Source organism: Longispora fulva (assembly GCF_015751905.1).
Classification (GTDB): domain Bacteria; phylum Actinomycetota; class Actinomycetes; order Mycobacteriales; family Micromonosporaceae; genus Longispora; species Longispora fulva.
Genome location: NZ_JADOUF010000001.1, coordinates 7,775,761 through 7,800,868 on the forward strand (window position 1 = coordinate 7,775,761; position 25,108 = coordinate 7,800,868).

Sequence of the window (25,108 nt, forward strand, 5' to 3'; positions counted from 1 at the left end):
GTTGACGCAGCAGGAGATTCCGCTCTACGGGGGGAACACGTCCACGGTCGTCCGGATCGGCGACACCGTGCGCCGCAACACCGGGCCGTGGACCCCTGCTGTGCACGCGTTGCTGCACCATCTCGACCTGGTCGGCTTCACCGGGGCGCCCAAGGCGTTCGGCATCGACGAGCAGGGCCGCGAGGTGTTGTCGTTCACCGAGGGCGAGTGCGGGGAGTATCCGCTCAAGGAGCACTGGGTCACCGACGAGGCGCTGGTGACCGTGGCGACGATGCTGCGGATGTTCCACGACGCGCAGTACGGCTTCCGGCCGCAGCCCGGGGCCGTGTGGCGCTCGTTCGGCCCGCCGCCGCCGGACACCGAGATCGTCTGCCACCACGACGCCGCCCCGCACAACGTGATCTGGCGGCCCGACGGCACCCTGTCGCTGATCGACTTCGACCTGGCCTCGCCGGGCGCGCGGATCTACGACGTGGCGTACGCGGCGTGGACCTGGGTGCCGCTGTTCTCCGACCGCGACTCGGTGACCCTGGGCTGGCGGCGACCGGACCGGCCCCGGCGGCTGCGGCTGTTCGCCGACGCGTACGGGCTGATCCCCCGTGACCGGCACCGCCTGGTCCGCACCATCCGCAAGCGCATCGTGGACCATGTGGAGGGTATCCAGCGGATGGCGGGCGCCGGCGACCCGGCGTTCGTGCGGATCGTCCACAAGGGCCACCTCCGCCGCCCCCTGCGGGACCTGCAGCTGATCGACCACGAGCGCCCGATGCTGGAGTACGCGCTGCGGTAGCGATTCGGTCATATCCCTCTTGGTCGAAGTGGTCCCGTTCTGGGGTTGCGCGTGTCGAATAGCCTGGGCGGCAGACGGCTGGCGATCCGTTCCAGCCCTGGTTTGCACCTGGGGGTGTGATGAGTCAAGGGCAAGGCATGAACGTCGAGCACAGCACTCTGCACAGCGGCGCCACCGATGTTCGCGATGTCCGCACTGAGGTGGACGGATTGCTCGGCAGGCTGAAGGGCGTCGTCGTCGAGGACCTCAGCGGGGCGTGGAAGGGCAACGCCGCCGGGGCCTTCCAGACCCTCATGCAGCGCTGGGACGACGACGCCAGGAAGCTGCTCACGGCGCTCTCCGACATCGCGGACCTCCTCGACAAGGCCGGCGCGCAGCACCACGCCAACGAGGAGAGGAACACCCAGATCGTCGACGCGATCCACCAGGCACTGAGCCCGCACCGCGGATAGGGAGGCACACCGATGCTGGAAGTCAACTACGCCGCCCTCGAGCACGCCCAGGGCCAGATGAAGACGCTGTCGCACCAGATCGACGAGAAGCTCGACACCCTGCGCGCCGGCCTGCAGAAGATGCGGTGGGACGGCGCCGACCGCGAGGCCTACGACGAGCACCAGCGCGCGTGGGATGCCGCGGTCACCGACCTCAACGGCGTGCTCGGCCAGATCGCCGCCGCGGTCGGTCTCGCCCGGGAGAACTACATCAACACCGAGGCCAGCAACTCGAAGCTGTTCTGACGCTGGCGTGGTCCCGGCCGTCCGTGGCCGGGACCGTCGCGGTGGGTCCCGCGACGGTTGTCCAGACCGGTAACACTCCGGAAACAACACGTCACCTGGTCGAAACCGATCAGGCTCCGCGCGCGAAACACCCGCCCGGTTAGCTTCAGCCAGCCGGCAGCAGGGCAGTGTCGCCCCCCTTGGGCCGGACGACTGGCTACGAGAGGAGCGGCGCATGCCGCCGATCAACGCGGGTGACACCGCCTGGGTGCTCGCCTCGACCGCCCTGGTGCTGCTGATGACGCCGGGGCTCGCCCTGTTCTACGGCGGCCTGGTCCGAGGCAAGAGCGTCCTCAACATGATGATGATGAGCTTCTCCACCGTGGGACTCGTCAGCGTGCTCTGGGTGGCCTACGGCTACAGCATCGCGTTCACCACCGACAAGTACCAGGGCCTGTTCGGCGGCTTCGAGGCCCTCGGGCTGCGCGGGGCCCTGGACGGCTCGACGGGCGCCGACGAGCACAAGATCCCGGTTCTGGCGTTCGCGGCCTTCCAGTTGATGTTCGCGATCATCACGCCGGCCCTGATCAGCGGGGCGATCGCCGACCGGGCCAAGTTCGGCTCGTGGCTGCTGTTCGTGGGCCTGTGGGCCACGATCGTGTACTTCCCCGTCGCGCACTGGGTGTTCGGCGCGGACGGCTGGATCCTGAGCAAGCTCAAGGCGTTCGACTTCGCCGGCGGTACGGCGGTGCACGTCAACGCCGGCGCCGCGGCCCTGGCGCTGTGCCTGGTGCTCGGCAAGCGGGTCGGCTGGCCGAAGAAGGAGTCCTTCAAGCCGCACAACGTGCCGATGGTGCTGCTCGGCGCGGGCCTGCTGTGGTTCGGCTGGTTCGGTTTCAACGCCGGCTCGGCGCTGGCCGCCAACGGGCTGTCCGCGATGGCGTTCATGAACACCCAGGTCGCCACCGGTGCGGCGCTGCTGGGCTGGATCGTGGTCGAGTGGCTGCGCGACGGCAAGCCGACCGCCGTGGGTGGCGCGTCCGGCGCGGTCGCCGGGCTGGTCGCGATCACGCCGGCCTGTTCGACCGTGGAGCCGATCGGGGCCATCGCGATCGGGCTGATCGCCGGTGTCGTGTGCGCCCTGGCGATCGGGCTGAAGTACAAGCTGGGCTTCGACGACTCCCTCGACGTGGTCGGCGTGCACATGGTCGGCGGCGCGGTGGGCGCCCTGCTGATCGGCCTGTTCGCCACGACCCTGTCGGGCGGCACGGGCGACATCAACGGCGTGTTCTACGGCGGCGGCTTCGGCCAGCTCGGCAAGCAGGCGATCGCGGTGGCGGCCGTCGGCGGGTACTCGTTCGTGGTCACCTGGCTGCTCGGTTGGGCGATCGACAAGACGATCGGGTTCCGGCTCAGCCCCGAGGCCGAGGCCGCGGGCATCGACATGGCCGAGCACGCGGAGAGCGCGTACGAGCTGAGCACCACCGGGGGCGGCAGCGCCTTCGCCCTGGCCGGCATCGCGCCGGCCCCCAAGGTCGAGAAGACGGCGGCGGCGCCCGAGGCCGAGAAGGTTGGAGCAGAGTGAACATGAAGCTCATCACCGCGGTCATCAAGCCGCACCAGTTGGAGGCGGTCAAGGAGGCCCTCGCGGCGCTCGGCGTGGCCGGTATGACGGTCAGCGAGGTGCAGGGCTACGGCCGGCAGAAGGGCCACACCGAGGTGTACCGGGGCGCGGAGTACACCGTCGAGTTCGTGCCGAAGATCCGCCTGGAGGTCGTGATCGACGAGTTCGACGCGGCGAAGGTGGTCGACGCGCTGGTCACCGCCGCCCGGACGGGGCGGATCGGCGACGGCAAGGTCTGGGTCACGCCCGTCGAGGACGTGGTCCGGGTCCGCACCGGCGAGCACGGCCTCGATGCCCTCTGAGCGGCCCACGGCCTCCGGCGGTCAGGACCTGCGGGACCTGATCGCCGGGGCGGCCGTCGAGGAGCGGGCCGAGCTTCTCGACGGCTGGTTGGCGGGGCTCCTGCCACCCGGGGGCGGCGTCGCGCTGGTCGCGGTGGGGGGCCTCGGGCGGCGGGAGCTTCCGCCGTACCCGGATGTCGATCTGCTGCTCCTGCACGACGGCTGGCCGGGGATCGGCACGGTCGCCGACCAGGTCTGGTACCCGATCTGGGAGCGGAAACTGCCCCTGGACCACGCGGTGCGCACCGTCGAGGAGGCGCTGGCCGTCGCCGAACAGGACGTGAAGGCCGCGCTCGGCCTGCTGGACGCCCGGCACCTGGCCGGGGATCCGGCGCTGACCGCCCGGCTGCGGGGCGTCGCGGTCGGCAGTTGGCAGTCCCGGGCCGCGCACCGGCTCGCCGCGCTCCGCGAGGTCACCGAGGCCCGGTGGCGGGACCGGGGCGAGCTGGCGTTCCTGCTGGAGGGCGACCTGAAGGAGGCCAGGGGCGGGCTGCGGGACGCGACCACCCTGCGAGGTATCGGTTACGCGCAGATCGCGGACACGCCCCGGCCGGCCGCCCGGGCCGCCGCGGCCCGGCTGCGGGAGACACGCGAGGCGTTGCACCACGCGGCGGGCCGGCGGTGCGACCGGCTGTTGGCCGAGCTGCGCGAGCCCGTCGCGGCCCTTCTGGGGGTACCGGACCGGGAGGCGCTGCTGCGCCGGGTGTCCGAGGACGCCCGCACGCTGGCGTACGCGGCCGACGACGCCTGGCGGGCCGTGGACCGGTGGCGGGGCCGGGCGGGGAAGCCGGGGCCGAGGCGTCCGCTGGCCGACGGCGTCGTCGAGTCCGGGGGCGAGGTCCGGCTGGCCCGCGCGCTGCGGCCCGACCCGGTGCTGCCGCTGCGGGTCGCCGCCGCCGCCGCGACCCACCGGCTGCCGATCGCGGTCAGCACCCTGGACTGGCTCGTCGCGCACTGTCCCCCGCTGCCCGAGCCGTGGCCGGCGTCGGCCCGCAACGCGTTCCTGACGCTGCTGGGCGCCGGGCCGGCCCTGGTCGACGTGTGGGAGGCCTGCGACAGGGCCGGGCTGGTGACCCGGTGGCTGCCGGAGTGGGGCCGGGTGCGGTTCGCGCCGCAGTACGACCCGGTGCACCGGCACACCGTGGACCGGCACCTGATCGAGACGGCGGCGACGGCGGCCCGGTACGCGCACGAGGTGACCAGGCCCGACCTGCTCGTCCTCGGCGCGCTGGTGCACGACCTGGGCAAGGGCCTGGGGGAGTGCGACCACTGCGTCGCCGGCGTCGCCCCGGCCGCGCTGGTGTGCGCCCGGATCGGGCTGTCCGCCGCCGACACGGCAGTGATCACCGACCTGGTCCGCCACCACCTGCTGCTCGCCGACGTGGCCACCCGGCGCGACCTGGCCGACCCGGCGACCCTGCCGCCGGTCGCCGAAGCCGTGGGCACCGTGGACCAGCTGGAACTGCTGCACGCCCTCACCCTCTCCGACGCCGCCGCCACCGGCCCGGGCGCGTGGTCGGACTGGAAGGGCAAACTCGTCGCCGAACTGGTCGGCCGGGTGGCCGGCTACCTGGGCTCCGGCCCGGTACCGGCCCCGGGGCTGCCCGACCCGGCCCGGTTCGCCGGCGGCCCGCTGCCGGTGGTGACCTGGCGGGACGGGCTGGTGTCCGTGCTCGCCCCGGACCGGCCGGGCCTGCTCGCGGCGGTGGCCGGCTGCCTGGCCCGGCACCGCTTGGACGTGCTGGCCGCGACGGTGGCGGTGTCCCCGGCGCAGGTGGGGCTCGCGGCCGGGTCGGACGCCGCCGGACGTCCGGAGCCGGTCGGGGCCAGGGCGCTCGTCGAGTGCGAGGTCCGACCCCGGTACGGCGACCCGCCGGCCCCCGGCCTGCTCCTCGACGCGCTCCGCCGGGCGGTGCTCGCCGGACCCGAACCGCCGCGACCGGCGGACCCGGCGGGGGAGGTGCGGCTGCGCTGGTGCCACGACGCGACGGACGCCACGATCCTGGAGGTCCGGGCCACCGACGCGCCGGGGCTGCTGCACCGGATCACGGCGGCGCTCGCCGAGGCGGGGGCTGACGTGCGCACGGCGCGGGTGGCCACGTACGGCGCGGCGGCGGTGGACGCGTTCTACCTGGTGGGGGAGTACTCGCGCGTGGAGGTGGAGAAGGCGGTCACCGGCCGGGTCGGGGGCTGAGCCGGCCGTTCCGGTGGGGCCGGTCGTCGCGCGCCGGGTCGGGCCCCACCGTAACCGTCAAAGGTCTTTCTAGAGGGGCGTCGGGTGCAGTTGGCGGCGGAACAGCCGCATCAGGCAGAGGTTCTCCGCGATCGTCATCGACGCGTACGGCCCGTGGTGCAGCGCGCTGGTCTGCCCGGTGCGCAGCGCCTGCTCGGCGTTGGCGAGCGCGAGCCGGATCTCGGCGAGGTAGACGCCCTCCAGGAAGCAGGGCGGCTCGTCGGCGGCGATCAGAGCCGCGCCGATCTCCCACAGGGTGCGGCGGATGTTGCCGGACAGGAACAGGTTGCGGGCGGCCAGGGCCCGGGAGTAGAGCCGGACGTACAGCGTGAAGTGCGCCGGGTCGTCCAGCACGAGGGGCAGCACCCGGCCGTCGCCGAGGTCGACGTCGACGTTCTCCGGGTGCAGTCCCCGGTCGACGACCTCCTGGCAGACGTCGTGCACGTCGGTGCCCTTGATCGTGGTCCTCATCCCCGGCCGCCCTCCGCGGAGAGACCCAGCACGCGCAGCAGGTTGCCGCCGAACAGGTCCGGCATCCGCTCGGCCGGCACCCCGGCCATCGCCGCCATGATGCCCATCGACTGCAGGGACACGGTGCTCGACGAGTAGGGCTTGTCGGAGCCGTACATCACCCGGGACGGGTCGACCTCGCGGAGGACCTGGAAGAGGTCGTAGACCCGGACGACCGAGGTCTCGAAGTACACGTTCGGGAACGGCTTGAGCACCCGCAGCGCCCGGGGCATGTCGATGAACGACGCGTGCCCGAGGATCAGCTTCAGGTGCGGGAGCGCCGCGGCGACGGTGGCGACGTCGTGCGAGATGGCCGGCATGCCGTAGCCGGTGTGCACGAGCACCGGCAGCCCGTCGTCGGCGGCCCGCTTGTATATGCCGCGCACCAGGTCCGAGCCGATCTCGAACTCCTGGGCGCGCGGGTGCAGCTTGACGCCCCGGTGGCCCCGGGCGAGGCACAGCTCGTACTCCGCCTCCCACGGCCCGTGCGGGTTGAGCCGCATGAACGGCAGCAGCCGGTCGGCGTGCGGCGCGCACTCGGCGAAGATCCGCTCGTTGGGGACGTGGAAGTCCTCGCCCTGGTCGGGGTCGTTGAACGGGAACACCACGGCCCCGGTCACGTCGAACTTGGCCAGGTCGGCGAGCAGTCCGTCGGCGTCGAGGGTCTTGCCGTCGGTGTCGGTGCCCAGGTGGGTGTGCGCGTCCCAGATCGGGGCGTTCTCGACGGCGGAGGCCGTGACCTGACTCAGGTACTCGTACGAGTCCATCGCCATGCCCTCCTGGGGGATGGCGCGCAGATCGAAGTACCGCTCGTACGGGATGCGCATCGGAACATTATTAGGCACGTCACAGCGGAAGTGCCGGCGGGTGGCCGGTACCAGATGCGGCTTTTGACCGCCCCGAATGTTTCTGGACCGGGCCGGTAGTCTGGAGCGACGCGGATTCAACCACCACCAAGGGATGACCTGACGTGTTCGACACGCTCTCCGACCGGCTCTCTGGCATCTTCGCCCAGCTCAAGGGCAAGGGCCGCCTCAGTGACGCCGACATCGACCGCACCGCCCGGGAGATCCGGATGGCGCTGCTCGAGGCGGATGTCGCCCTGCCCGTGGTCAAGTCCTTCATCTTCCAGCTCAAGGAGCGGGCCCGGGGCGCTGAGGTGTCCAAGGCCCTCAACCCGGCCCAGCAGGTCATCAAGATCGTCCACGAGGAGCTGGTCCTGGTCCTCGGGGGCGAGGGCCGCCGGCTCCAGTTCGCCAAGCAGCCGCCGACGGTGATCATGCTGGCCGGTCTGCAGGGTGCCGGTAAGACGACCTTGGCCGGCAAGCTCGCCCTGCATCTCAAGGGCCTCGGGCACCAGCCGATGCTCGTCGCCGCCGACCTCCAGCGGCCCAACGCCGTCCAGCAGCTCCAGGTGCTCGGCGAGCGGGCCGGCGTCGAGGTCTTCGCGCCCGAGGTCGGCAGCGGCGTCGGAGACCCGGTCCAGGTGGCGAAGGACGCGATCGAGCACGCCAAACGGCACATGCGCGACATCGTCATCGTCGACACCGCCGGCCGGCTCGGCATCGACGCGGAGATGATGGCCCAGGCGGCCGCCATCCGCGACGTGACGAACCCGGACGAGGTCCTGTTCGTCATCGACGCCATGGTCGGTCAGGACGCGGTGGCCACGGCCGAGGCGTTCCGCGACGGGGTCGGCATCACCGGCGTCGTGCTGTCCAAGCTGGACGGCGACGCCCGCGGTGGCGCCGCGCTGTCGGTCCGCCAGGTCACCGGCCAGCCGATCATGTTCGCGTCCACCGGCGAGAAGCTGGAGGACTTCGACGTCTTCCACCCGGACCGGATGGCGTCGCGGATCCTCGGCATGGGCGACATGCTCTCGCTGATCGAGCAGACCGAGAAGCTCTTCGACGAGGAGCAGAAGGAGAAGATGACCGCCAAGCTCATGGGCGGTCAGGACTTCACCCTCGAGGACTTCCTCGACCAGCTGCTCGCGGTGCGCCGGATGGGCCCGATCTCCAACCTCCTGGCGATGATGCCGGGGATGAACCAGATGAAGGACCAGATCGCCGAGGTCGACGACAAGCACCTCGACAAGGTCACCGCCATCATCCGGTCGATGACCCCGGGCGAGCGGACCGACCCGAAGCTCCTGAACGCCTCGCGCCGCACCCGGATCGCGAACGGCTCCGGCACGTCCGTCACCGACATCAACCAGCTGATCACCCGGTTCACCGAGGCGCAGAAGATGATGCGCCAGATGGGCGGCATGATGGGCCTGCCCGGCCGGGGAGGCAAGTCCAGCTTCACGAAGTCGCAGAAGAACAAGCGCAAGGACTCGAAGAAGAAGGGCGGCGGCGCGTCCGGCGCCCGGGCCCGCGGCGGGATGCCGACGCTGCCCCCGGGCATGCCCCCGATGCCGCCGGCCGGTGGCCTGCCCGACCAGGGCTTCAAGCTGCCGAAGATCGACTTCAACAAGTTCAAGAAAGATCAATAACGCTTTTTTCGTACGGTGAGAAGGTCCCCGCCGCGCGCCGGCCGGGGCCTTCTCCCGTTCGTGGCCGCTAGATTGGGGCCATGGCGCTTCATGTGCGTGGTGTCGTCCTGCCCGACGACGAGGTCCGCGACCTGTGGCTGGTCGGCGACCGGGTCACCTTCGAGCGGGTCCCCGACGCGACGACGGTGGTCGACGGCGGTTTCATCCTGCCCGGCCTGGTCGACGCGCACTGCCACCCGGGCATCCGCCCCGGTGGCGGCCCGGTCGGCTCCCTCGAAGAGGCGCGCGGCCTCGCCGCGATCGACCGCGACGCCGGGGTGCTGGCGATCCGGGACGCGGGCTCGCCGTTCCCGTACGCCGAGCTGGACGACGCCGAGGACATGCCCCGCCTGGCCCGTGCCGGCCAGCACCTGGCCCCCGTCAAGCGCTACCTGCGGGGCGTCGGCGAGGAGCACGAGGCCGACACCCTGCTGGCCGGGGTGCGCAAGCAGGCGGCGGCCGGCAACGGCTGGGTGAAGATCGTCGGGGACTGGATCCTCCGCGAGACCGGCGACCTGGCCCCCTCCTGGGACGCGGACGTGATGCGGGCGGCCGTCGCCGAGGCGCACGCGGCCGGGGCCCGGGTCGCGGTGCACACCTTCGACGAGAAGGCCGTGGAGATCCTGGTGGACGCCGGGGTGGACTCGGTGGAGCACGGCACCGGGCTGTCCCTGGACCTGATCGCGAAGATGGCGGCCCGGGGTACCACCCTGACCCCCACCATGATCAACATTGAGACGTTCGAGGGGATCGCCCGCCAGGCCGACGGCAAGTTCCCGGTGTACGCCGCGCACATGCGCCGCCTCCAGCGCGACTTCCCCTCGGTGGTCGCCTCGGCGTACGAGGCCGGCGTCCAGATCTTCATCGGCACCGACGCCGGCGGCGGGATCAGCCACGGGCTGGCCGCCGAGGAGATGCTGCTCCTGCACGAACGCGCGGGGATGAGCGCCGTCGACGTGCTCGCGGCCGCGTCGTGGAAGGCGCGCGAGTGGCTGGGCTTCCCCGGCCTGGTGGAGGGCGGCCTGGCCGACCTGGTGGTGTACCCGACCGACCCCCGCCGCGACCTGTCCACGGTCCGCGAGCCGCGACGCATCATTCTGCGGGGCAGGGTCCTCCTGTAGCGGCGGCGCTCCGCACCGCCGCCACAGCGCCCCCTTCCGGGCCGCTCAGCCACACGGTGCGACCCTCGGCCCGACGGGGCGGCTCAGCCCGAAGCGGCCGTCATCGGGCCCGGCCCGATGACGGCCCCGAACGCGTCCGGGGAGGGCGCCGTCACCGGCGCCCTCCCCGAATCTCCGACCTCACCAGCGAGGCAGGGACCCCCAACCGCCCCCGCCCCGCCGGCGAATCCGACCTACGCCGCCTTGCGTGCCTTCGTCAGCCGCCGCAACGCGAACCCGGTGACCAGCAGGAACCCGGCCACCCCCAGCAGCGTCGGCACCAACGGGCCTCCACCGGTCACCGGCAGCTCCGGCGTGGTCGGCGGCGTGGACACCGGCGCGCTCGGCGAGGCGGTCACGCTCGGCGAAGGAGACGGCGAGGGCGACGGGGAGGATGACGGGGACGGCGACGGAGAGTGCGTCATCTTCACCTTGCCCCACCCCTTCAGGGTCGCCGTCCGGATGTGCTCGGCCGGCGACTGGTCGGTGACCGTGAGTGTCCCCGTGCGCGGTCCGCCGGCGGTGGGCTTGAACGCGACCTTGACGGTGCAGCTACCGGCCGGGCCGGGCACCGACATCCCGGTGCACATGTCGTCGCTCATCAGGAAGTCACCGGCGTTGGTCCCGCCGATCGTCACCGCGGTGATGTTGTACGGGGCGTTGCCGGTGTTGGTGACCGTGAACGTCTGGGTGGCGCTGGTCGTGCCGATGGCCTGGCCGCCGAAGTCCTTGCTGGTCGGGTTGAGCGCGACGATCGGCGCGGCCCTGACCCCGGGCGCGGCGAGCTCGATCGGGGCGGCGGCCACGGGCGCGGCCGCCTGGGGCGCGGACTCGACGGGTGCCTCGGCCTGGGCGGTGCCGGTCGTGACCGCGAACGCGACCAGGGCCGCGAGCAGTCCGACGGTGCCGGCCACTGTGGCGGGGGTGGAAAGGATGGACGTGCGTGTCCTCATTGTTCTCCTCGGAGCATGTGTGCGGGGCTGCGCGAGGTATGCAACTTCCCGTACCGAATTGGGTGCCTCTCGGGCCCGAGTGTACGGATCATTCTCCGCTTAGTACCCTTTATCGGTTATAAGTAGTTGAAAAAGGGCCGGCGGGCGGCGTTCCGGGCCCGCGACTAGGATCGGTGCCCATGGCGCGTGTGCTCACTCCCCGGGCGGAAGACTTTCCCCGCTGGTACCAGGATCTGATCTCCAAGGCCGAGATGGCCGACAACGGGCCGGTGCGCGGGACGATGGTGATCCGCCCGACCGGTTACGCGATCTGGGAGCGGATGGTCTCCGACCTCGACGCCCGGATCAAGGCGACCGGCGCGGAGAACGCGTACTTCCCGCTGTTCATCCCCGAGAGCTACCTCAAGCGTGAGGCCGAGCACGTCGAGGGCTTCAGCCCCGAGCTGGCCGTCGTCACGCACGGTGGCGGCAAGAAGCTCGAGGAGCCGGTCGTGGTCCGGCCGACGTCCGAGACGGTCATCGGCGAGTTCATGGCCAAGTGGACCCAGTCCTACCGGGACCTGCCGCTGCTGCTCAACCAGTGGGCGAACGTGGTCCGTTGGGAGATGCGCCCCCGGGTGTTCCTCCGCACCAGCGAGTTCCTCTGGCAGGAGGGTCACACCGCGCACGCCGACGAGCAGGACGCCCGCGACTACGCGCGCCGGATCCTGCACGAGGTGTACGAGGACTTCATGGTCAACGTGCTCGCCATCCCGGTGACCGTGGGCCGCAAGACGAACCGGGAGCGGTTCGCTGGCGCGACCAGCACGTACACCCTGGAAGCCCAGACCGGGGACGGCAAGGCGCTGCAGATGGGCACGAGCCACGAGCTCGGCCAGAACTTCGCCAAGGCGTTCGACATCTCCTTCTCCGCGAAGGAGGGCGGCCAGCAGTTCGCGTGGACGACCTCGTGGGGCGTGTCCACCCGGATGGTCGGCGGCCTGATCATGGTGCACGGCGACGACAACGGGCTGCGGGTGCCGCCGAAGCTGGCCCCGATCCAGGCGTACGTCATGGTGGTCAAGGACGGCGACGGCGTGGCCGAGGCCACCGACCGGGTGCTCGCCGAGCTGCGCGCCGCCGGGGTCCGGGTGCAGGTCAACGACCGGACCGACACCCCGTTCGGCCGGCGCGCCGTGGACGCGGAGCTCAAGGGCTACCCGATCCGGATCGAGATCGGCCCGCGCGACATCGCCGAGGGCAACGTGACCATCGCCCGGCGCACCGACGGCTCGAAGACCCCGGTGTCCGTGGACGGCGTGACCAAGGCCGTGCTCGACGCGCTCGAGGCCGACCAGAAGGCGCTCTACGACCAGGCCGTCGTGGCCCGCGCGGCGAAGACCACCGACGCGGCGACCCTGGACGAGGCGATCGAGGTCGCCGGTTCCGGGTTCGCCCGGATCGCGTGGGACAAGGTCGGCGTGGACGGCGAGGCGAAGGCCAACCAGTCGGCGGTCAGCGTGCGGTGCCTGGTCCGCGAGGACGGCGGCGTCCCGCTCAGCCAGGACGAGCCCGGCTTGATTGCGTATCTGGCGCGCTCCTACTAGTGGGTGGGGCCCAGCCTTACTGGGCAAACCAGCCACGACGGGGTGGTCGCACGCCGGTGACACCCCACCGTAACAAATGATGATCTTGATCTGGCTTTTGATCTGACGTCTTGGCCCGCTGAGGGCGTCGAGGCGGAGGCGCGGAGGTTCCGGCATACCGGTGTTGTATGCCGGGTTCTCCGCAACGCGCGCATCGTCGTCCTCAGCGGGTCCCACCACTAGCCCTTCTGGTTATGGTGGTCCGATGCCCACGGAGATCAACCTGTACTTCGGCAGCGCCCTCTGCCAGATCCTGCCCGTCCGCCCGGTGCTCGACGACGAACGCGGCCCACTGGTCGCCCTCGCCGGAGGCACCCCGGTGAAGCGGACCCGCACGGAGCGCTCGCTGCGGGACATCCCCCGCGACGAGTGGCCCGAGGGCGGCTTCCCGTTGGAGGACGACGTCTGGTTCGGCAACGGCGTGCTGATCTTCCAGCCGCACGGCGCGAACCACGCGGTGTGGTGGTTCTTCGAGGCGGACGGCGCGTTCGCCGGCTGGTACGTCAACCTGGAGACCCGCAGCCCCGACGGCTCGCAGGTCGTGGACCAGGAGCTCGACATCTGGGTGGAGCCGGACCGCACCTGGTCGTGGAAGGACGAGGAGTCCTTCGCAGCGAAGACGGGCGACCCCCGGTTCTGGTCGGCTGAGGAGGCCGCCGAGATCCGGGCGGAAGGGAACCGGGTCGTGAAACTGATCGAGGCGGGCGAGTTCCCGTTCGACGGAACGTGGACCGACCTCCGTCCTTAGAGTACTTTCCGATTGCATGATGAAGAAGATCGTCGTGACCGCCGCAGCCGGAGTCAGCATGGTTCTCGCATCCGGTGTGGCCGCTGAAGCCGCACCCCACCGCAGCTACGCCTGGGAGATGAACTCCACCCCGACGACGTCGCGGTTGCGCGGCCTGGCGGCCGTGAACTCCCACATCGCCTGGGCCTCCGGCTCGCAGGGCAAGATCCTGCGCACCGTCGACGCCGGGCACACCTGGCAGTCGGTCGGCCCCGCCGGGGTGGACGCCCTGCAGTTCCGCGACATCGAGGCGTTCGACGCGCGCAACGCAGTGGCGCTGTCGATCGGCCCCGGCCAGGACTCCCGGGTGTACGTGACCTCGGACGCCGGCAAGACCTGGACGAAGTCCTTCCAGAACGCCGACGAGAACGCGTTCTACGACTGCGTCGCCTTCGGTGACCGCCAGCACGGCCTGGCGATGTCCGACCCGGTGGACGGCACGTTCCGGATCATCTCGACCTCCGACGGCGGCCGGTCGTGGGCCGTGGTCGACCCGGCCGGGATGCCGGCTGCGCTGCCGGGCGAGGGCGGGTTCGCCGCGTCGGGCACCTGCCTCGTGGCCCGGGGCGACGACTACTGGATGGCCACCGGCGGCGCCGAGTTCGCCCGGGTCTTCCACTCGACCGACCAGGGGCGCACCTGGACCGTGGCGAACACCCCGCTGCGCAGCATCCCGTCGGCCGGCATCTTCTCCGTGGCGTTCCGCACCGCGACGGAGGGCATCGCGATCGGCGGCGACTTCGCCGAGCCGAACCGGGCCGGCCAGCTGCTGGCCGTGACGCACGACGGCGGCGCGACGTGGACGGAGGTCACCGACACCGCGCCGAAGGGCTACCGCTCGGGCGCGGTGTGGACGGGTGAGGAGTACATCGCCGTCGGCCCCACGGGCAGCGACTACTCCTTCGACGGGATCACGTGGAAGGCGTTCGACGCCGGCAGCTTCGACGCGGTGTCGACGGCGGACGGCCAGTACACCTGGGCCTCCGGCGAGCAGGGGCGCGCGGCGCGCCTGGTCGTCCGGCACTGACCCCCGTTCCACGACGACGGCCGCCCCACCCGGGGCGGCCGTTTCGCGGGTAGGGGCTGGCAGCAAGCGGCCGTCCGTCACCGCCCGACCACTGACAGCGCCCCGCATCGTCCATCATGGATCCATGACGACACGGCGCGACACGCTCCCGGCCTTCGAAGGCGCCGCCGAGCTGATGGACCTGCTAGGCAGCCTGTCCGCGCCGCCGCCCAACCTGCGCTGGCGCCGGTGGCGGCGGCGGATGCCCGTCGTGCACCTCGTCCGGGGCCCGGCGAACGCCGACCTGCTCGACCGGGTCAAGCTGCGGTTCTCCGGCCGGATCCCGACCGCGCGGCTGCAGCTCACGGCCGCCGACGGCGACGACCTGCGCGCCGTGCTCGCGCACATCGTGGAACTGCTGGCCGGGGCGCGGGCCTCGGGCGGCCGGTTGCGGTTCCGCCGGCACCAGCTGGTGGAGTACCTGCTGCAGCCGCTGCCCCGGGACGGGACGGCCGACGCGGCGAACCGGGACCGGCTCCGGCGCAGGCTGGTCCGGTGGCTGGGCGCGGTGGACCAGGCGAAGGAGGCCGTGCCGAAGGAGTGGCTGAAGGTCCTGGTCGGGGCCCTGATCACCCCGGCGACCGCGCTCGCCGCCGCGCTGGTGTCCCGGTTCGGCAGGCATGCCCGGTGGCTGACCACCCAGCCGTACCTGAACCCGGCCGGGGCGGCGGGCCTGACCGGCTTCAGTCGGCAGCTCGGCAACGCCCGGCACGTGGAGCGGCACCCGGTCCAGGTCGAACAGTTGCTGGTCGCGGCGTTCCTCGCCGACCTGACCGCCGCGTCCACCCACCGGCTGGCCGGCTGGACCCGGCCCCGGTGGCGGCGCCGGCCGGTCGCCCTGCTGATCGACGACCTGACGGCCGCACCGGTCGGGCCCCGGCTGCTGCGTGCCCTGTTGGAGGAGCGCCGGGCCGTCCCCGCCGACCCGCTGCTGCTGCTCGTCGCGGACGCCGGCCCGCCGGACGGCCCGGCCGGCGACCTGGCGATCGGTGCGCCGGCGCTCCGCCAGCAGCTCGACAACGGCGTGGACGGGCACGAGATCGAGACCCTCGTGGTGCCCGACGCGACCGTGCCCACGGCAGAGGTGCCCTTCACGCTGCGGGAACGCCGGCTGTGGCCCGGCTGGGTGTGGCCGACCGTCGCCGGGGTGCTGGCGGTGGTGCTGATCGGCGGGGTCGGCGGCTCCTGGCTGCGCGACCGGCGGACCTGGTCCGCGGAGCACTGCGGGCTGGCCGGGCCGGTGGCCGGGGTCGACGTGCTCACGGTGGGGCGCGAGTGCGTGGGGGTGTCGGACGGGACGTACCCCTTTGTGAATGATCTTGATCTGTCGCAGGGGCGCGCGCAGTCGGACCTGGGGGTCCGGCGGGCGGAGGCGGACCGGCTCCGCGCCGTGCAGGCCACGATCGGCGCCCGCAACGCCGAGATCACCGGCAGCGGCCGGCCCTACGTGACGATCGCGCACATGACGGCGATCTCCGTGGCCAGCCCCAGCGGGGCCCTGCTCAGGGGCGCGCGCGAGGAGTTGGAGGGCGTCGCGGTCGCCCAGCGCGAACTCGTGGAGTCGGGGACCCCGATCCGGGTCCTGATCGCCAACGCCGGGTACCGGATGGGCCAGGCCCCCCTCGTCGCCGACCTGGTCGCCGCCCGCCCCGGGGTGGTGGCCGTCACCGGCATGGGCCAGAGCCTGGCCCCGACCCGGGTCGCGATGGGCCGGCTCCAGGCCGCCGGCCTGCCGATGGTCGGCAGCGTGACCTCCGACGACGAACTGCCGGGCCTGTACCCGCTCTACCACCAGGTCGGGCCGGCCAACCTGCGCGAGGCGGCGGTCGCGGCGGCCTTCGCGAGAACGAGACTCGACGCGACGACCATCCGGGTGTACGCGTCCGGCGACCCCGACGACTCCTACAGCTCCAACCTGGCCCACGACGCGGAGGAGGCGTTCGCCAAGGCCGGGCTCGCGGTGGAGCTGCCCGGCCAGGGCCGCTACCGCACGGAGGCCGCCCCGGCCCTGCCCCTGCCCACGGCCGCCCAGCGCGGGATCGACGCCTGTGGCAGCGACAGCCTGCCGTTCTTCGCCGGCCGGGAGGCGGAGCTGAGCGAGTTCCTCAGCGGCCTGTCGCAGAGCTGTCCGTCGAAGCGGGTCCGGATCCTGGCCGGGGACGACGCGACCCGGTTCGTCCTGGACGGCAAGCTGGTCGGCTTCCCGAACGTCGAGCTGCGCTACCTGTCGTTCGCGAGCAGCGCGGCGCTGGCGGCCGGCGGCGGGCCCACGGGCTGCCAGCCGGCCCGGTTCTACCAGCTCTACCAGGAACTGTTCGCCCGGCAGTGCGACGACGCGCTCGACGGCCGGGCGCTGATCGGCCGCGACGCGGTGATGGTCGTCGCGCAGGCGGTGTCCCGGATCCAGGAGCGGGGCGCGCGGATCCCGGTCAGCCCGGGGGAGGTGCGGTGGGGGATCTGGCGGATCGGGGACCCCAGGCCCTTCGTGGGCGCGAGTGGCCTGATCGACTACTCGCACGCCGCTACCGGACAAGTGCCCAGAAACAAGGTTGTTCTTGTCATGCTCGCCCAGGTCGGGCAACCCAGGCCCACGCTGGAATGGCAGTGTGGCACGCTCGACGACGCCCACCCGGCGGCCAGGGGCTGCCCGATGGAGTGAAACCCGGGGGAGTCTGGCAGAATGGTCGGCTGGTAACACTGTCGTGTCGGCGCCCTCTAACCCCGGCACGGCGGCAGTCCACCCGAGGAGCCAGCGCCCAACCCCACGGGCGCGAAGCCACTCAACCGAAGCTACCGCTCAGGAGCAGTTCTACCGTGGCTACAAAGATTCGTCTTCTGCGGATGGGCAAGATCCGCAACCCGCAGTACCGCATCGTCGTCGCCGACTCGCGCACCAAGCGCGACGGCAAGGCGATCGAGTTCCTCGGCATCTACCACCCGAAGGAGGAGCCCTCGCTGATCGAGGTCAACTCCGAGCGGGCGCAGTACTGGCTGGGTGTCGGCGCGCAGCCGAGCGAGCCCGTCCTGGCGCTGCTGAAGCTCACCGGCGACTGGCAGAAGTTCAAGGGTCTCGAGGCCCCCGCGCCGCTGAAGGTCGCCGCCCCGCGCGCCGACAAGAAGGCCGCGTACGAGGCGGAGTCGAAGGTCGCCGCCGGTCTCGCCGAGGCCCCGAAGGCTGAGAAGAAGCCGGCCAAGAAGGCCGCCGAGAAGACCGAGGCCCCCAAGGCCGAGGCCGCCCCGGCCGTCGAGGCTGAGACCAAGACCGAGGAGCAGGCCGTTGTTGCGGACGCAGGCGCGGACGCCTGAAGTGCTCCGCCCCGCGCTGGAGCACCTGGTCAAGGGCATCGTCGAGCACACTGACGACGTCAGGGTGCGGATGGTCGACTCCCGGCGCGGTGCGCGCCTGGAGATCCGGGTGCACCCCGACGACCTGGGCACGGTGATCGGCCGGGGTGGGCGCACCGCCCGCGCGCTGCGCACCGTCGTCGGCTCGATCGGTGGCCGTGGGGTCCGGGTCGAGATCGTCGACGCGTACTAGGGAAATTCAAGGTGGCGTCGGGTGTCAGCCCGGCGCCACTTCTCTTTTTGTGGCAGGAGTTCAGGCGATGTTGTTGATTGTGGGGCGGATCATCCGTCCGCACGGGATCCGTGGCGAGGTCGTCGCGGAGCTCCGCACGGACGACCCCCAGGATCGCTTCGTGCCCGGCACGGTGTTCACCACCGACCCCGTGGCCCGCGGCCCGCTGACGCTGGAGTACGCGCGGCAGCACACCACGGCCGGCAAGGCCCGCCTGCTCCTCGCGCTGGAGGAGGTCAACGACCGCGACACGGCCGACAGCCTCCGGGGCGTGTTCCTCGGCGTCGAGGTCGAGGACCTGCCGGAGATCGACGACCCGGACGAGTTCCACGACCACCAGCTGGTCGGGCTCGCCGTGATGGTCGACGGCGAGAAGATCGGCGAGGTCAGCCGGGTCATCCACGGCCCGGCGCACGACCAGCTCGTGGTCCGCCGTCCGGGCACCCACGACGCGCTGGTGCCGTTCGTGGCCTCGATCGTGCCGGAGGTCGACGTGGCCGGCGGCAAGGTCGTGGTGACCCCGCCCGGCGGGCTGTTCGACCTGTGAGAGTCGACGTCTTCACGATCTTCCCGGACTATCTGGCCCCGCTGGAGCTGTCCCTGATCGGCAAGGCCCGGGGCACCGGCGCGCTGGACCTGCGCGCCACGGACCTGCGGGACTTCACCCACGACGTGCACCGCACGGTGGACGACACGCCCTACGGCGGCGGCCCCGGCATGGTGATGCGCCCGGAGCCGTGGGGCCAGGCGTTGGACACGGTGCTGACCCCGTCCAGTCTGTTGCTCGTGCCGAGCCCGGCCGGGCGGCGGTTCGACCAGGCGATGGCGCACGAGCTCGCTCTCGAGGAGCATCTCGTCTTCGCCTGCGGGCGCTACGAGGGCATCGACCAGCGGGTGTTGTCGCACGCGAGCGGGGTCTGCCGGGTCCAGGAGGTGTCCCTGGGCGACTACGTGCTGTTCGGGGGCGAGGTGGCCGTCCTGGTGGTCCTGGAGGCCGTCACGCGGCTGCTGCCGGGCGTGCTGGGCAACGCGGACTCGCTGCTGGAGGAGTCGCACGCCGCCGGCCTGCTAGAGGCGCCGATGTACACGAAACCGGCCGAATGGCGCGGGCATGGGGTCCCGGAGATTCTCCGTTCGGGGGATCATGCGAAAATTGCTCGATGGCGGCGTGACCAAGCGCTGTTACGTACGGCACAGCAGCGGCCTGACCTGCTGAAACAGTGTTACGACACGCTTGACAAGCGTGATCTCGCCACCTTGTCCGAGGCCGGATTTCAGGTATCAGCCCAGGATGTGGCAGAGTAGTGGGGTTGCTTCTGGCAGCCCCAAACCGTATTGACCGACCCGCGCGCCTATGCGCGCCTTGAGCACGAGGGAAGCAGCAGCGATGAACACGCTGGACACCCTAGACGCCCAGTCTCAGCGGACTGACATCCCGCACTTCCGCGCCGGCGACACGCTCAAGGTGTCTGTTCGGGTCGTTGAGGGCAACCGTTCCCGGGTCCAGGCCTTCCAGGGCGTCGTGATCGCCCGCCAGGGCGCCGGCCTGCGGGAGACCTTCATCATCCGCAAGGTCAGCTTCGGCGTCGGCGTCGAGCGGACCCTGCCGGTCAACAGCCCGGTGATCGACAAGATCGAGGTCGTCACCTACGGTGCCGTCCGTCGGGCCAAGCTCTACTACCTGCGCGAGCTGCGCGGCAAGAAGGCCAAGATCAAGGAGCGTCGCGACCCGAAGCCGGTCAGCTAACCGCTTCGAGATCGTCTGACATAGGCTCTCTCCCGTGAGGGAGCCCGAACGACCGTTTGATCGCCCCCGTGGTTCACGTGAACCCGGGGGCGATCGCCGTGCCAGCATCAGACAACGGATCAAGGAGCGGCGGCAGCAGATGCCGTGGTGGCAGGAGATGCCCCTGCTCCTGATCATCGCGTTCTGCATGGCCGTCCTGCTGCGCACGTTCCTGGTGCAGGCGTTCTTCATCCCGTCCGGCTCGATGGAGCCGACGCTGCAGATCGGCGACCGGGTGCTCGTCAACAAGGTCGTCTACGACCTGTGGCAGCCGGAGCGGGGCGAGGTCGTGGTCTTCCGGGGCACGGACAAGTGGGCCCCCGAGGTGGTGCCGGCGCCGACCTCGTCAGGTCTGTTCGGTCGGATCGGGCGCGGGTTCGGCGACCTCGTCGGGTTCAGCGAGCCCAGCGAGAAGGACTTCATCAAACGCATCATCGGGGTACCGGGGGACGTCGTCGCCTGCTGCGACGCCGAGGGCCGGGTCACGGTGAACGGCAAGGGCCTCGACGAGCCCTACGTCGCGGACAACTCGCCGCTGCAGGATCCGATCCCCGGCCAGGAGTGCAGGGCCCGCAAGTTCGTCAAACTGACCGTGCAGCCCGGGCACGTGTTCGTGATGGGCGATCACCGGGGCGTGTCGCAGGACTCCCGATGTAACGGGCAGGTGCCGATCGACAAGATCATTGGCAGGGCGTTCGTGATCGCGTGGCCGGTGGGCCGGTGGGATTCGCTGTCTGTGCCGAAGACCTTTTCCGAGGTACCGAAGTTGAACGCCCTCCGGTTGGAACCACGTCGGGTGGCCATGGCTCCCTTGGGTATGGGTCTGTTAATTCCGAGCATGGCGGTGTCGGTGCACACAGCACGGCGTCGGGGACGTAGGCTCCCTTGGTGATTGCCGAGGAGACCAGTAAGAAGAGTTCTGGATCGTTCTGGCGCGAGCTGCCGTTCCTCCTGGTGGTGGCCGTGGTCGTGGCCCTGCTGGTGCGCGGCTTCGTGCTCCAGACGTTCTACATCCCGTCCGAGTCGATGGAGATGACTCTCGTCAAGGACGACCGCGTCCTGGTCAACAAGCTGGTCTACGACTTCCGTTCCCCGCACCGCGGCGAGGTGATCGTCTTCGAGGCCCCGCAGGGCTGGCGGAGCAATCCGGACGAGAAGGACTTCATCAAGCGCGTCATCGGGGTCGGCGGCGACCATGTCGTGTGCTGCAACGACAAGAACCAGATCATGATCAACGGCGTGCCGCTGGATGAGTCGTCCTACGTCTACGACCAGCCGGGAGTCGAGCGCGACTCCAGCCCGGACCCGTTCGACGTGGTCGTGCCGAAGGACAGACTGTGGGTGATGGGCGACCACCGCTATCACTCCGGCGACTCCCGCGAGCACTACGTGCGCAGCAGCCACGACGCGACGACGGCCACGATCTCCGTGGACTCGGTGGTCGGCAGGGCCTTCGTCCTGTTCTGGCCGTTCGACAGAGCGAGGTGGTTGTCCGTGCCCGACTCCTACGACAAGGTGTCCGACCCGCCGTCATGATGTCTCCAGCCCGTGGGGTCATCCGCCGCGACGGCGGGCTCTACGCCCTCGAGAAGGCCCTGCACCGCCGCGGTTTCGCGGCGGTCGCGGGGGCCGACGAGGCCGGCCGCGGTGCCTGCGCGGGCCCGCTGGTGGCCGCTGCGGCGGTCCTCGGCGGCACCCCCGTGCCCGGCCTGGCCGACTCGAAGCTGCTGACCCCCGCCGCCCGCGACCGAGTGTTCGACGAGGTGCTCGCCCACGCCGTGTCCTACGCCGTCGTGATCATCGAGCCCGCCGACATCGACCGCTACGGCCTGCACGTCTGCAACATCGCCGGCCTGCGCCGCGCGATCGCGGGCCTGGACCTGCGGCCGGACTACGCGCTGACCGACGGCTTCCGGGTGGACGGCACGGGGATCCCCGGGCTGGCGGTCTGGAAGGGCGACCAGGTGGCCGCGTGCGTCGCGGCGGCGAGCGTGCTGGCGAAGGTCACCCGGGACCGGATCATGGTCGACCTCGACTCCCGGTTCCCGGAGTACGGTTTCGGGGTGCACAAGGGCTACGTGACCCCGGTGCACACGGCGGCACTCGAACGCCACGGGCCGTGTCCGGAGCACCGACGCTCCTACGCGAACGTGGCCCGGGTATCGGACAAAAGTTACGTTAGCGCCTAAACGGTGCCACGATCGGCGTGGCGTCGGGGGTCGACGCGCGATCAGGGGGCTACGTGAGTGAGAATGTCGGCATGGACGGCGGTGGACGATGAGTGCTGAGGATCTCGAGAAGTACGAGACCGAGATGGAGCTGCAGCTCTACCGGGAGTACCGCGACATCGTCCGCCAGTTCTCCTACGTCGTGGAGACCGAGCGCCGCTTCTACCTCGCCAACCAGGTCGACCTGCGGGTGCGCAACGGCGACGGCGAGGTGTACTTCGAGGTGGAGATGCAGGACGCGTGGGTCTGGGACATGTACCGGCCGGCGCGGTTCGTGAAGAATGTCCGGGTGGTCACGTTCAAGGACGTGAACATCGAGGAGCTGGAGAAGCCGGATATCTCTCTGCCTAGTGAGATCTAGCTGTTGGGTGGTGTGGCGACCCGGGCCTTTGGTCCGGGTCGTTCTGCGTCTGGGCGCTGGCGTACCGGGGCGTAGTCGTGGGTTTAGGTTCGGGGCCGTCCGGGATCAGGTTGTGCGTTTGGGGCTGGGCCTGAGCAGGGGGCTCGCAGCGGCCCGGATGGTGGGCCGGCGGGTTTTGTCCGGTGACGGGTCGGACAGACCGGCTGGTGGTTCCGGAGAATGGCGGTCATGTGGGATACGGCCGTGGTGATCGTCAGGGACAGCGCCGAGCGGGTGCTGCTGGTCCATCAGAACTACGGCCCGCGGTTCTTCGGGTTGCCCGGTGGCAAGGTCGAGCCGGGCGAGACGCTGGCGCAGGCGGCGGTCCGTGAGGTTCTCGAGGAGACCGGGCTGACGGTGACCGTCGGCGACCGGGTCTCCGTCGATGACCTGGTCTATCCGGGCGGGGCGCGCTTCCGGGCGCACGCGTTCGTCGCGGAGTCGGTGGAGGGTGTGCCCTCGGTGCCCGACCGGGTCGAGATCTCCACCGTCCAGTGGTATGACCTGGGTGAACTGCCGAGCCCGCTGACGCCGTCGGCGATGGCGATCCTGCCCCGGCTGAGGGCTGCACGGCACGCCGGCCCGGGGCGCGGGGTCTGACAGGGGCGGTGTCCGCCGATGGTGACCGGTTCGGCCCCGGGCGTGCCGGCCGGATCGCCGGTGACAACGCTGGCCACGTCGCTGGCCGGATTGCTGGGCCGTCGTCGAATCCTCCGCCGCTGGCACTCGAAGGCATCGCCGTGCACATCGACCTCGACGGCGGAGAACAGCTTGCCGCGTAGCCGAACGGGGAGCCCTGGTCGCGGTGTGCGCGAGGTGTCAGCACACGTCTGAGGGTGCTTTGGCACTGACCTGCTGAGGGTTGTCCACAGGCCGGGTGGTTGTCCACACAACCACGCACTACTAGATCTAGTGATGATCTAGAGCATCTGTACTAGATGTAGTGTGAGGTGGGTGGTTATCCAACTGAATAGGGAAGCGGGGGCCAGGATGGCGCGGGAGTATGTCACCCGGAGGGCAGTACCAGTGATCTACTCCATCCCCCTCGCCGAGGCGATCGACGAGTACACGTCGTCGAGCTTGTTCTCTCGACTCGCGGCATCGACGCAGCGCCACCGCCGGTACACCCTGTCGCGGTTGCTGGTCGTTGCGGCGAACATCAGCTCGACTGACTTGTCGGTTCGTCACGTTGATCTGTGTTTGCAGGATCTCGAACAGGGCGACGCGCATCTCGGCGGGCGGCGAAAGGGTAAGTCGCAGCGCAGCCTGAACAGCGACCGCGCGTCGCTGGGCATGTTCATCGAGTGGATGCGGTCGTCTCGGTCGTATGTGTCGCCGAGCTTCAATCCGGTCGCCGAGTTGAAATACTCGAAGAAGACAACCGCCCGCAAGATGCTTCAAATTCCCGCCGTTCGTCTGCCCGAGGTGTTCGCCGCCGCCGGGGCTCGGCATCCGGTCGAACGGATGGCGTGCGCGCTGGGCTCCTACCTGGGTTGCCGGCCCGCTGAGGCTGCGATGCTCCGGGTCGAGAGTGTCGATTTCGCGCGGCTGGAGATTGAGCTACTCGTCGAGAAGACTCACCAGCGGTTGACGATGCCGATGTGTGCCGAGCTGCGCGACGAGCTGGTCGACTACTTCCAGTGGTACAAGCGGGCGATGGGCGTGACCAAGCTGTCGCCGGGCTGGTACCTGCTGCCGGCGCGCCTAACCCTGGGATCGCCTCAGATGCCCCGTGGGCTGCGCGGAGTGCCGGGGGCTACCAAGATGACTCCCGGGTGGCCGGTCGACCCTGCTGCGCCGCTAGGGCGGGCTGGGATCGGTAAGGCGGTCAAGGCCGCCGCCCGCGCGGTCGGCTACTCGGGGTCTGAACTGGATTGGGTGGGCGGGCACACGTTGCGCCGGTCGGCGGCGCGGGCATTGTATGAGCGGCTGCGCGACCACGGCCGCGATGACGCGCTCGTGATGGTGCAAACCCTGCTCGGGCACGCCCAGATCTCAACCACGATGGCGTACATCGGCGTCGACACCCAGAAGGACCGCTTGCGCGGGCTGCTGGCTGGCCAGCGGATGTACGACGCCCCCGTCGCGGCCAAGGGCGCCGACGTGGTGGACCTGGACACCTGGCGGCGCGCGGCCTAGGTAGACCTGACGAAGCGGCCCCGGATGACTGGTATTCACCCGGGGCCGCGCTCAGGTTACGACACGGCCAGGGGGACGCCAAACCTTGCGGCTAATAGATGCTCTTCAGCCCTCACGCGGCCCCCGCGGTCGCGTCGAGCCTCTATGGTCAGTGTGTCGAGGGTGCGGCGCTCCCGGAGGGTGAGCGTGTCCACCCGCGCCCGCACGGTGGACGGCAGCACGCCGAGCACCTGCGCCGCCGCTTCGATGCCGCCGCCTCCCGCGACGAGCGCGACGGCCAGCTCGGCAAGCGGGATGAGCCGCGCCGAGGCGAGCCGCGCGGTCGCTGTGGCCAGATCGGGGACCGCAGCGCCGGCCAGCTCGGCGCGCGCCTGCGCGTGCGTCAGGCTGTCGATGAACGTCACCGAGTCGCACTCAGCCGGCATCAGGTACACACCCTCACTCGGGGCGTAGCGCGCCCGGTGGGCCGAGAGTCCCGGCACCCACAGGATGTGACGGCGGTGCGCACCGGCTACGCGCATCGGGTCGTAGTGGTCGTGACTGAAAAGCTCCATTTCCTGATCCTCCGTCCCCGGAGCAGCGCAAACGACGCCGCCCCGGCCCATCACTCGAACAAGCGTTCGAATGAAGGTCCCGA

General features: G+C 70.8%; 27 protein-coding genes. 23 read left to right on the top strand and 4 right to left on the bottom strand.

The genetic code is table 11. From position 1 onward, the window contains the following. Position 1 precedes the first annotated feature (1 nt). From IW245_RS36015 to IW245_RS36040, 6 genes are all read left to right on the top strand, one after another. A complete protein-coding gene (locus tag IW245_RS36015; RefSeq protein WP_197007556.1) occupies positions 2 to 790 on the top strand; it encodes an aminoglycoside phosphotransferase family protein in 789 nt (262 codons plus the stop codon). Between the two features lie 137 nt (positions 791 to 927). Then, the gene (locus IW245_RS36020; protein ID WP_197007557.1) at positions 928 to 1,242 is read left to right on the top strand and encodes a WXG100 family type VII secretion target; all 315 of its coding nucleotides are present in this window, start codon (positions 928 to 930) and stop codon (positions 1,240 to 1,242) included. A 12-nt stretch (positions 1,243 to 1,254) separates the two neighbouring features. Next, positions 1,255 to 1,527, top strand: coding sequence for a WXG100 family type VII secretion target (locus tag IW245_RS36025; RefSeq protein ID WP_197007558.1), 273 nt, complete (start codon positions 1,255 to 1,257; stop codon positions 1,525 to 1,527). A gap of 214 nt (positions 1,528 to 1,741) precedes the next feature. After that, positions 1,742 to 3,091 (top strand): ammonium transporter, encoded by a 1,350-nt coding sequence (locus IW245_RS36030; protein WP_197007559.1) that lies wholly within the window; start codon positions 1,742 to 1,744, stop codon positions 3,089 to 3,091. A 2-nt stretch (positions 3,092 to 3,093) separates the two neighbouring features. Continuing rightward, positions 3,094 to 3,432, top strand: coding sequence for a P-II family nitrogen regulator (locus IW245_RS36035; RefSeq protein WP_197007560.1), 339 nt, complete (start codon positions 3,094 to 3,096; stop codon positions 3,430 to 3,432). Next, positions 3,422 to 5,665 carry a [protein-PII] uridylyltransferase gene (locus IW245_RS36040; RefSeq protein ID WP_197007561.1) on the top strand — a complete coding sequence of 748 codons (2,244 nt, stop codon included), beginning with the start codon at positions 3,422 to 3,424 and terminating at the stop codon, positions 5,663 to 5,665. Before IW245_RS36035 ends, IW245_RS36040 begins: the two co-directional genes overlap by 11 nt. A gap of 69 nt (positions 5,666 to 5,734) precedes the next feature. On the opposite strand, the gene IW245_RS36045 is transcribed toward IW245_RS36040, so the two are convergent. After that, entirely contained in the window at positions 5,735 to 6,175 is a 441-nt protein-coding gene (locus IW245_RS36045; RefSeq protein ID WP_197007562.1) for a hypothetical protein, read from the bottom strand. Beyond that, the gene (locus IW245_RS36050; RefSeq protein ID WP_197007563.1) at positions 6,172 to 7,041 is read right to left on the bottom strand and encodes an amidohydrolase family protein; all 870 of its coding nucleotides are present in this window, start codon (positions 7,039 to 7,041) and stop codon (positions 6,172 to 6,174) included. Before IW245_RS36050 ends, IW245_RS36045 begins: the two co-directional genes overlap by 4 nt. 143 nt (positions 7,042 to 7,184) lie before the next feature. Between IW245_RS36050 and ffh the strand changes: the two genes are divergently transcribed. After that, positions 7,185 to 8,711 (top strand): signal recognition particle protein, encoded by a 1,527-nt coding sequence (gene ffh / locus IW245_RS36055; protein WP_197007564.1) that lies wholly within the window; start codon positions 7,185 to 7,187, stop codon positions 8,709 to 8,711. Positions 8,712 to 8,791: 80 nt separating this feature from the next. Beyond that, positions 8,792 to 9,871: an amidohydrolase family protein gene (locus tag IW245_RS36060; RefSeq protein WP_197007565.1), complete on the top strand. Its 1,080-nt coding sequence runs from the start codon at positions 8,792 to 8,794 to the stop codon at positions 9,869 to 9,871. Between the two features lie 233 nt (positions 9,872 to 10,104). On the opposite strand, the gene IW245_RS36065 is transcribed toward IW245_RS36060, so the two are convergent. Continuing rightward, positions 10,105 to 10,863: a choice-of-anchor D domain-containing protein gene (locus IW245_RS36065; RefSeq protein ID WP_197007566.1), complete on the bottom strand. Its 759-nt coding sequence runs from the start codon at positions 10,861 to 10,863 to the stop codon at positions 10,105 to 10,107. 179 nt (positions 10,864 to 11,042) lie between these two features. Here IW245_RS36065 and proS point away from each other — a divergent pair, with 179 nt between their 5' ends. The 15 genes from proS (at position 11,043) to IW245_RS36140 (ending at position 24,471) form a co-directional block, all read left to right on the top strand. Then, positions 11,043 to 12,449, top strand: coding sequence for a proline--tRNA ligase (gene proS / locus IW245_RS36070; protein ID WP_197007567.1), 1,407 nt, complete (start codon positions 11,043 to 11,045; stop codon positions 12,447 to 12,449). A 244-nt stretch (positions 12,450 to 12,693) separates the two neighbouring features. Next, positions 12,694 to 13,236, top strand: coding sequence for a ribonuclease FAU-1 family protein (locus IW245_RS36075; protein WP_197007568.1), 543 nt, complete (start codon positions 12,694 to 12,696; stop codon positions 13,234 to 13,236). Positions 13,237 to 13,252: 16 nt separating this feature from the next. Further along, positions 13,253 to 14,302 carry a WD40/YVTN/BNR-like repeat-containing protein gene (locus IW245_RS36080; RefSeq protein WP_197007569.1) on the top strand — a complete coding sequence of 350 codons (1,050 nt, stop codon included), beginning with the start codon at positions 13,253 to 13,255 and terminating at the stop codon, positions 14,300 to 14,302. 124 nt (positions 14,303 to 14,426) lie between these two features. Next, positions 14,427 to 17,000: an ABC transporter substrate-binding protein gene (locus IW245_RS36085; protein ID WP_197007570.1), complete on the top strand. Its 2,574-nt coding sequence runs from the start codon at positions 14,427 to 14,429 to the stop codon at positions 16,998 to 17,000. A 155-nt stretch (positions 17,001 to 17,155) separates the two neighbouring features. Further along, positions 17,156 to 17,647: a 30S ribosomal protein S16 gene (gene rpsP / locus IW245_RS36090; RefSeq protein ID WP_197007571.1), complete on the top strand. Its 492-nt coding sequence runs from the start codon at positions 17,156 to 17,158 to the stop codon at positions 17,645 to 17,647. Beyond that, positions 17,619 to 17,879 carry an RNA-binding protein gene (locus IW245_RS36095; protein ID WP_372445288.1) on the top strand — a complete coding sequence of 87 codons (261 nt, stop codon included), beginning with the start codon at positions 17,619 to 17,621 and terminating at the stop codon, positions 17,877 to 17,879. Before rpsP ends, IW245_RS36095 begins: the two co-directional genes overlap by 29 nt. A gap of 70 nt (positions 17,880 to 17,949) precedes the next feature. Beyond that, entirely contained in the window at positions 17,950 to 18,465 is a 516-nt protein-coding gene (rimM, locus tag IW245_RS36100; RefSeq protein WP_197008863.1) for a ribosome maturation factor RimM, read from the top strand. Then, positions 18,462 to 19,223: a tRNA (guanosine(37)-N1)-methyltransferase TrmD gene (gene trmD, locus IW245_RS36105; RefSeq protein ID WP_197007572.1), complete on the top strand. Its 762-nt coding sequence runs from the start codon at positions 18,462 to 18,464 to the stop codon at positions 19,221 to 19,223. Before rimM ends, trmD begins: the two co-directional genes overlap by 4 nt. Positions 19,224 to 19,305: 82 nt before the next feature. After that, positions 19,306 to 19,665 carry a 50S ribosomal protein L19 gene (gene rplS / locus IW245_RS36110; RefSeq protein WP_197007573.1) on the top strand — a complete coding sequence of 120 codons (360 nt, stop codon included), beginning with the start codon at positions 19,306 to 19,308 and terminating at the stop codon, positions 19,663 to 19,665. A 139-nt stretch (positions 19,666 to 19,804) separates the two neighbouring features. After that, complete coding sequence (gene lepB, locus IW245_RS36115; protein ID WP_197007574.1) at positions 19,805 to 20,596, top strand: signal peptidase I; 792 nt, start codon at positions 19,805 to 19,807, stop codon at positions 20,594 to 20,596. Then, positions 20,596 to 21,240, top strand: a complete 645-nt coding sequence (lepB, locus tag IW245_RS36120; RefSeq protein WP_197008864.1) for a signal peptidase I — start codon at positions 20,596 to 20,598, stop codon at positions 21,238 to 21,240. Before lepB (IW245_RS36115) ends, lepB (IW245_RS36120) begins: the two co-directional genes overlap by 1 nt. Further along, the gene (locus IW245_RS36125; protein WP_197007575.1) at positions 21,237 to 21,893 is read left to right on the top strand and encodes a ribonuclease HII; all 657 of its coding nucleotides are present in this window, start codon (positions 21,237 to 21,239) and stop codon (positions 21,891 to 21,893) included. The genes lepB (IW245_RS36120) and IW245_RS36125 overlap by 4 nt, the downstream gene beginning before the upstream one ends. Before the next feature lie 88 nt (positions 21,894 to 21,981). Then, complete coding sequence (locus IW245_RS36130; protein WP_197007576.1) at positions 21,982 to 22,293, top strand: DUF2469 domain-containing protein; 312 nt, start codon at positions 21,982 to 21,984, stop codon at positions 22,291 to 22,293. A 228-nt stretch (positions 22,294 to 22,521) separates the two neighbouring features. Then, complete coding sequence (locus IW245_RS36135) at positions 22,522 to 22,932, top strand: NUDIX hydrolase (RefSeq protein ID WP_231399052.1); 411 nt, start codon at positions 22,522 to 22,524, stop codon at positions 22,930 to 22,932. Between the two features lie 426 nt (positions 22,933 to 23,358). Beyond that, entirely contained in the window at positions 23,359 to 24,471 is a 1,113-nt protein-coding gene (locus IW245_RS36140; protein ID WP_307788946.1) for a tyrosine-type recombinase/integrase, read from the top strand. 56 nt (positions 24,472 to 24,527) lie between these two features. On the opposite strand, the gene IW245_RS36145 is transcribed toward IW245_RS36140, so the two are convergent. Further along, positions 24,528 to 25,025 (bottom strand): hypothetical protein, encoded by a 498-nt coding sequence (locus IW245_RS36145; protein ID WP_197007578.1) that lies wholly within the window; start codon positions 25,023 to 25,025, stop codon positions 24,528 to 24,530. Between the last annotated feature and the right edge of the window lie 83 nt (positions 25,026 to 25,108).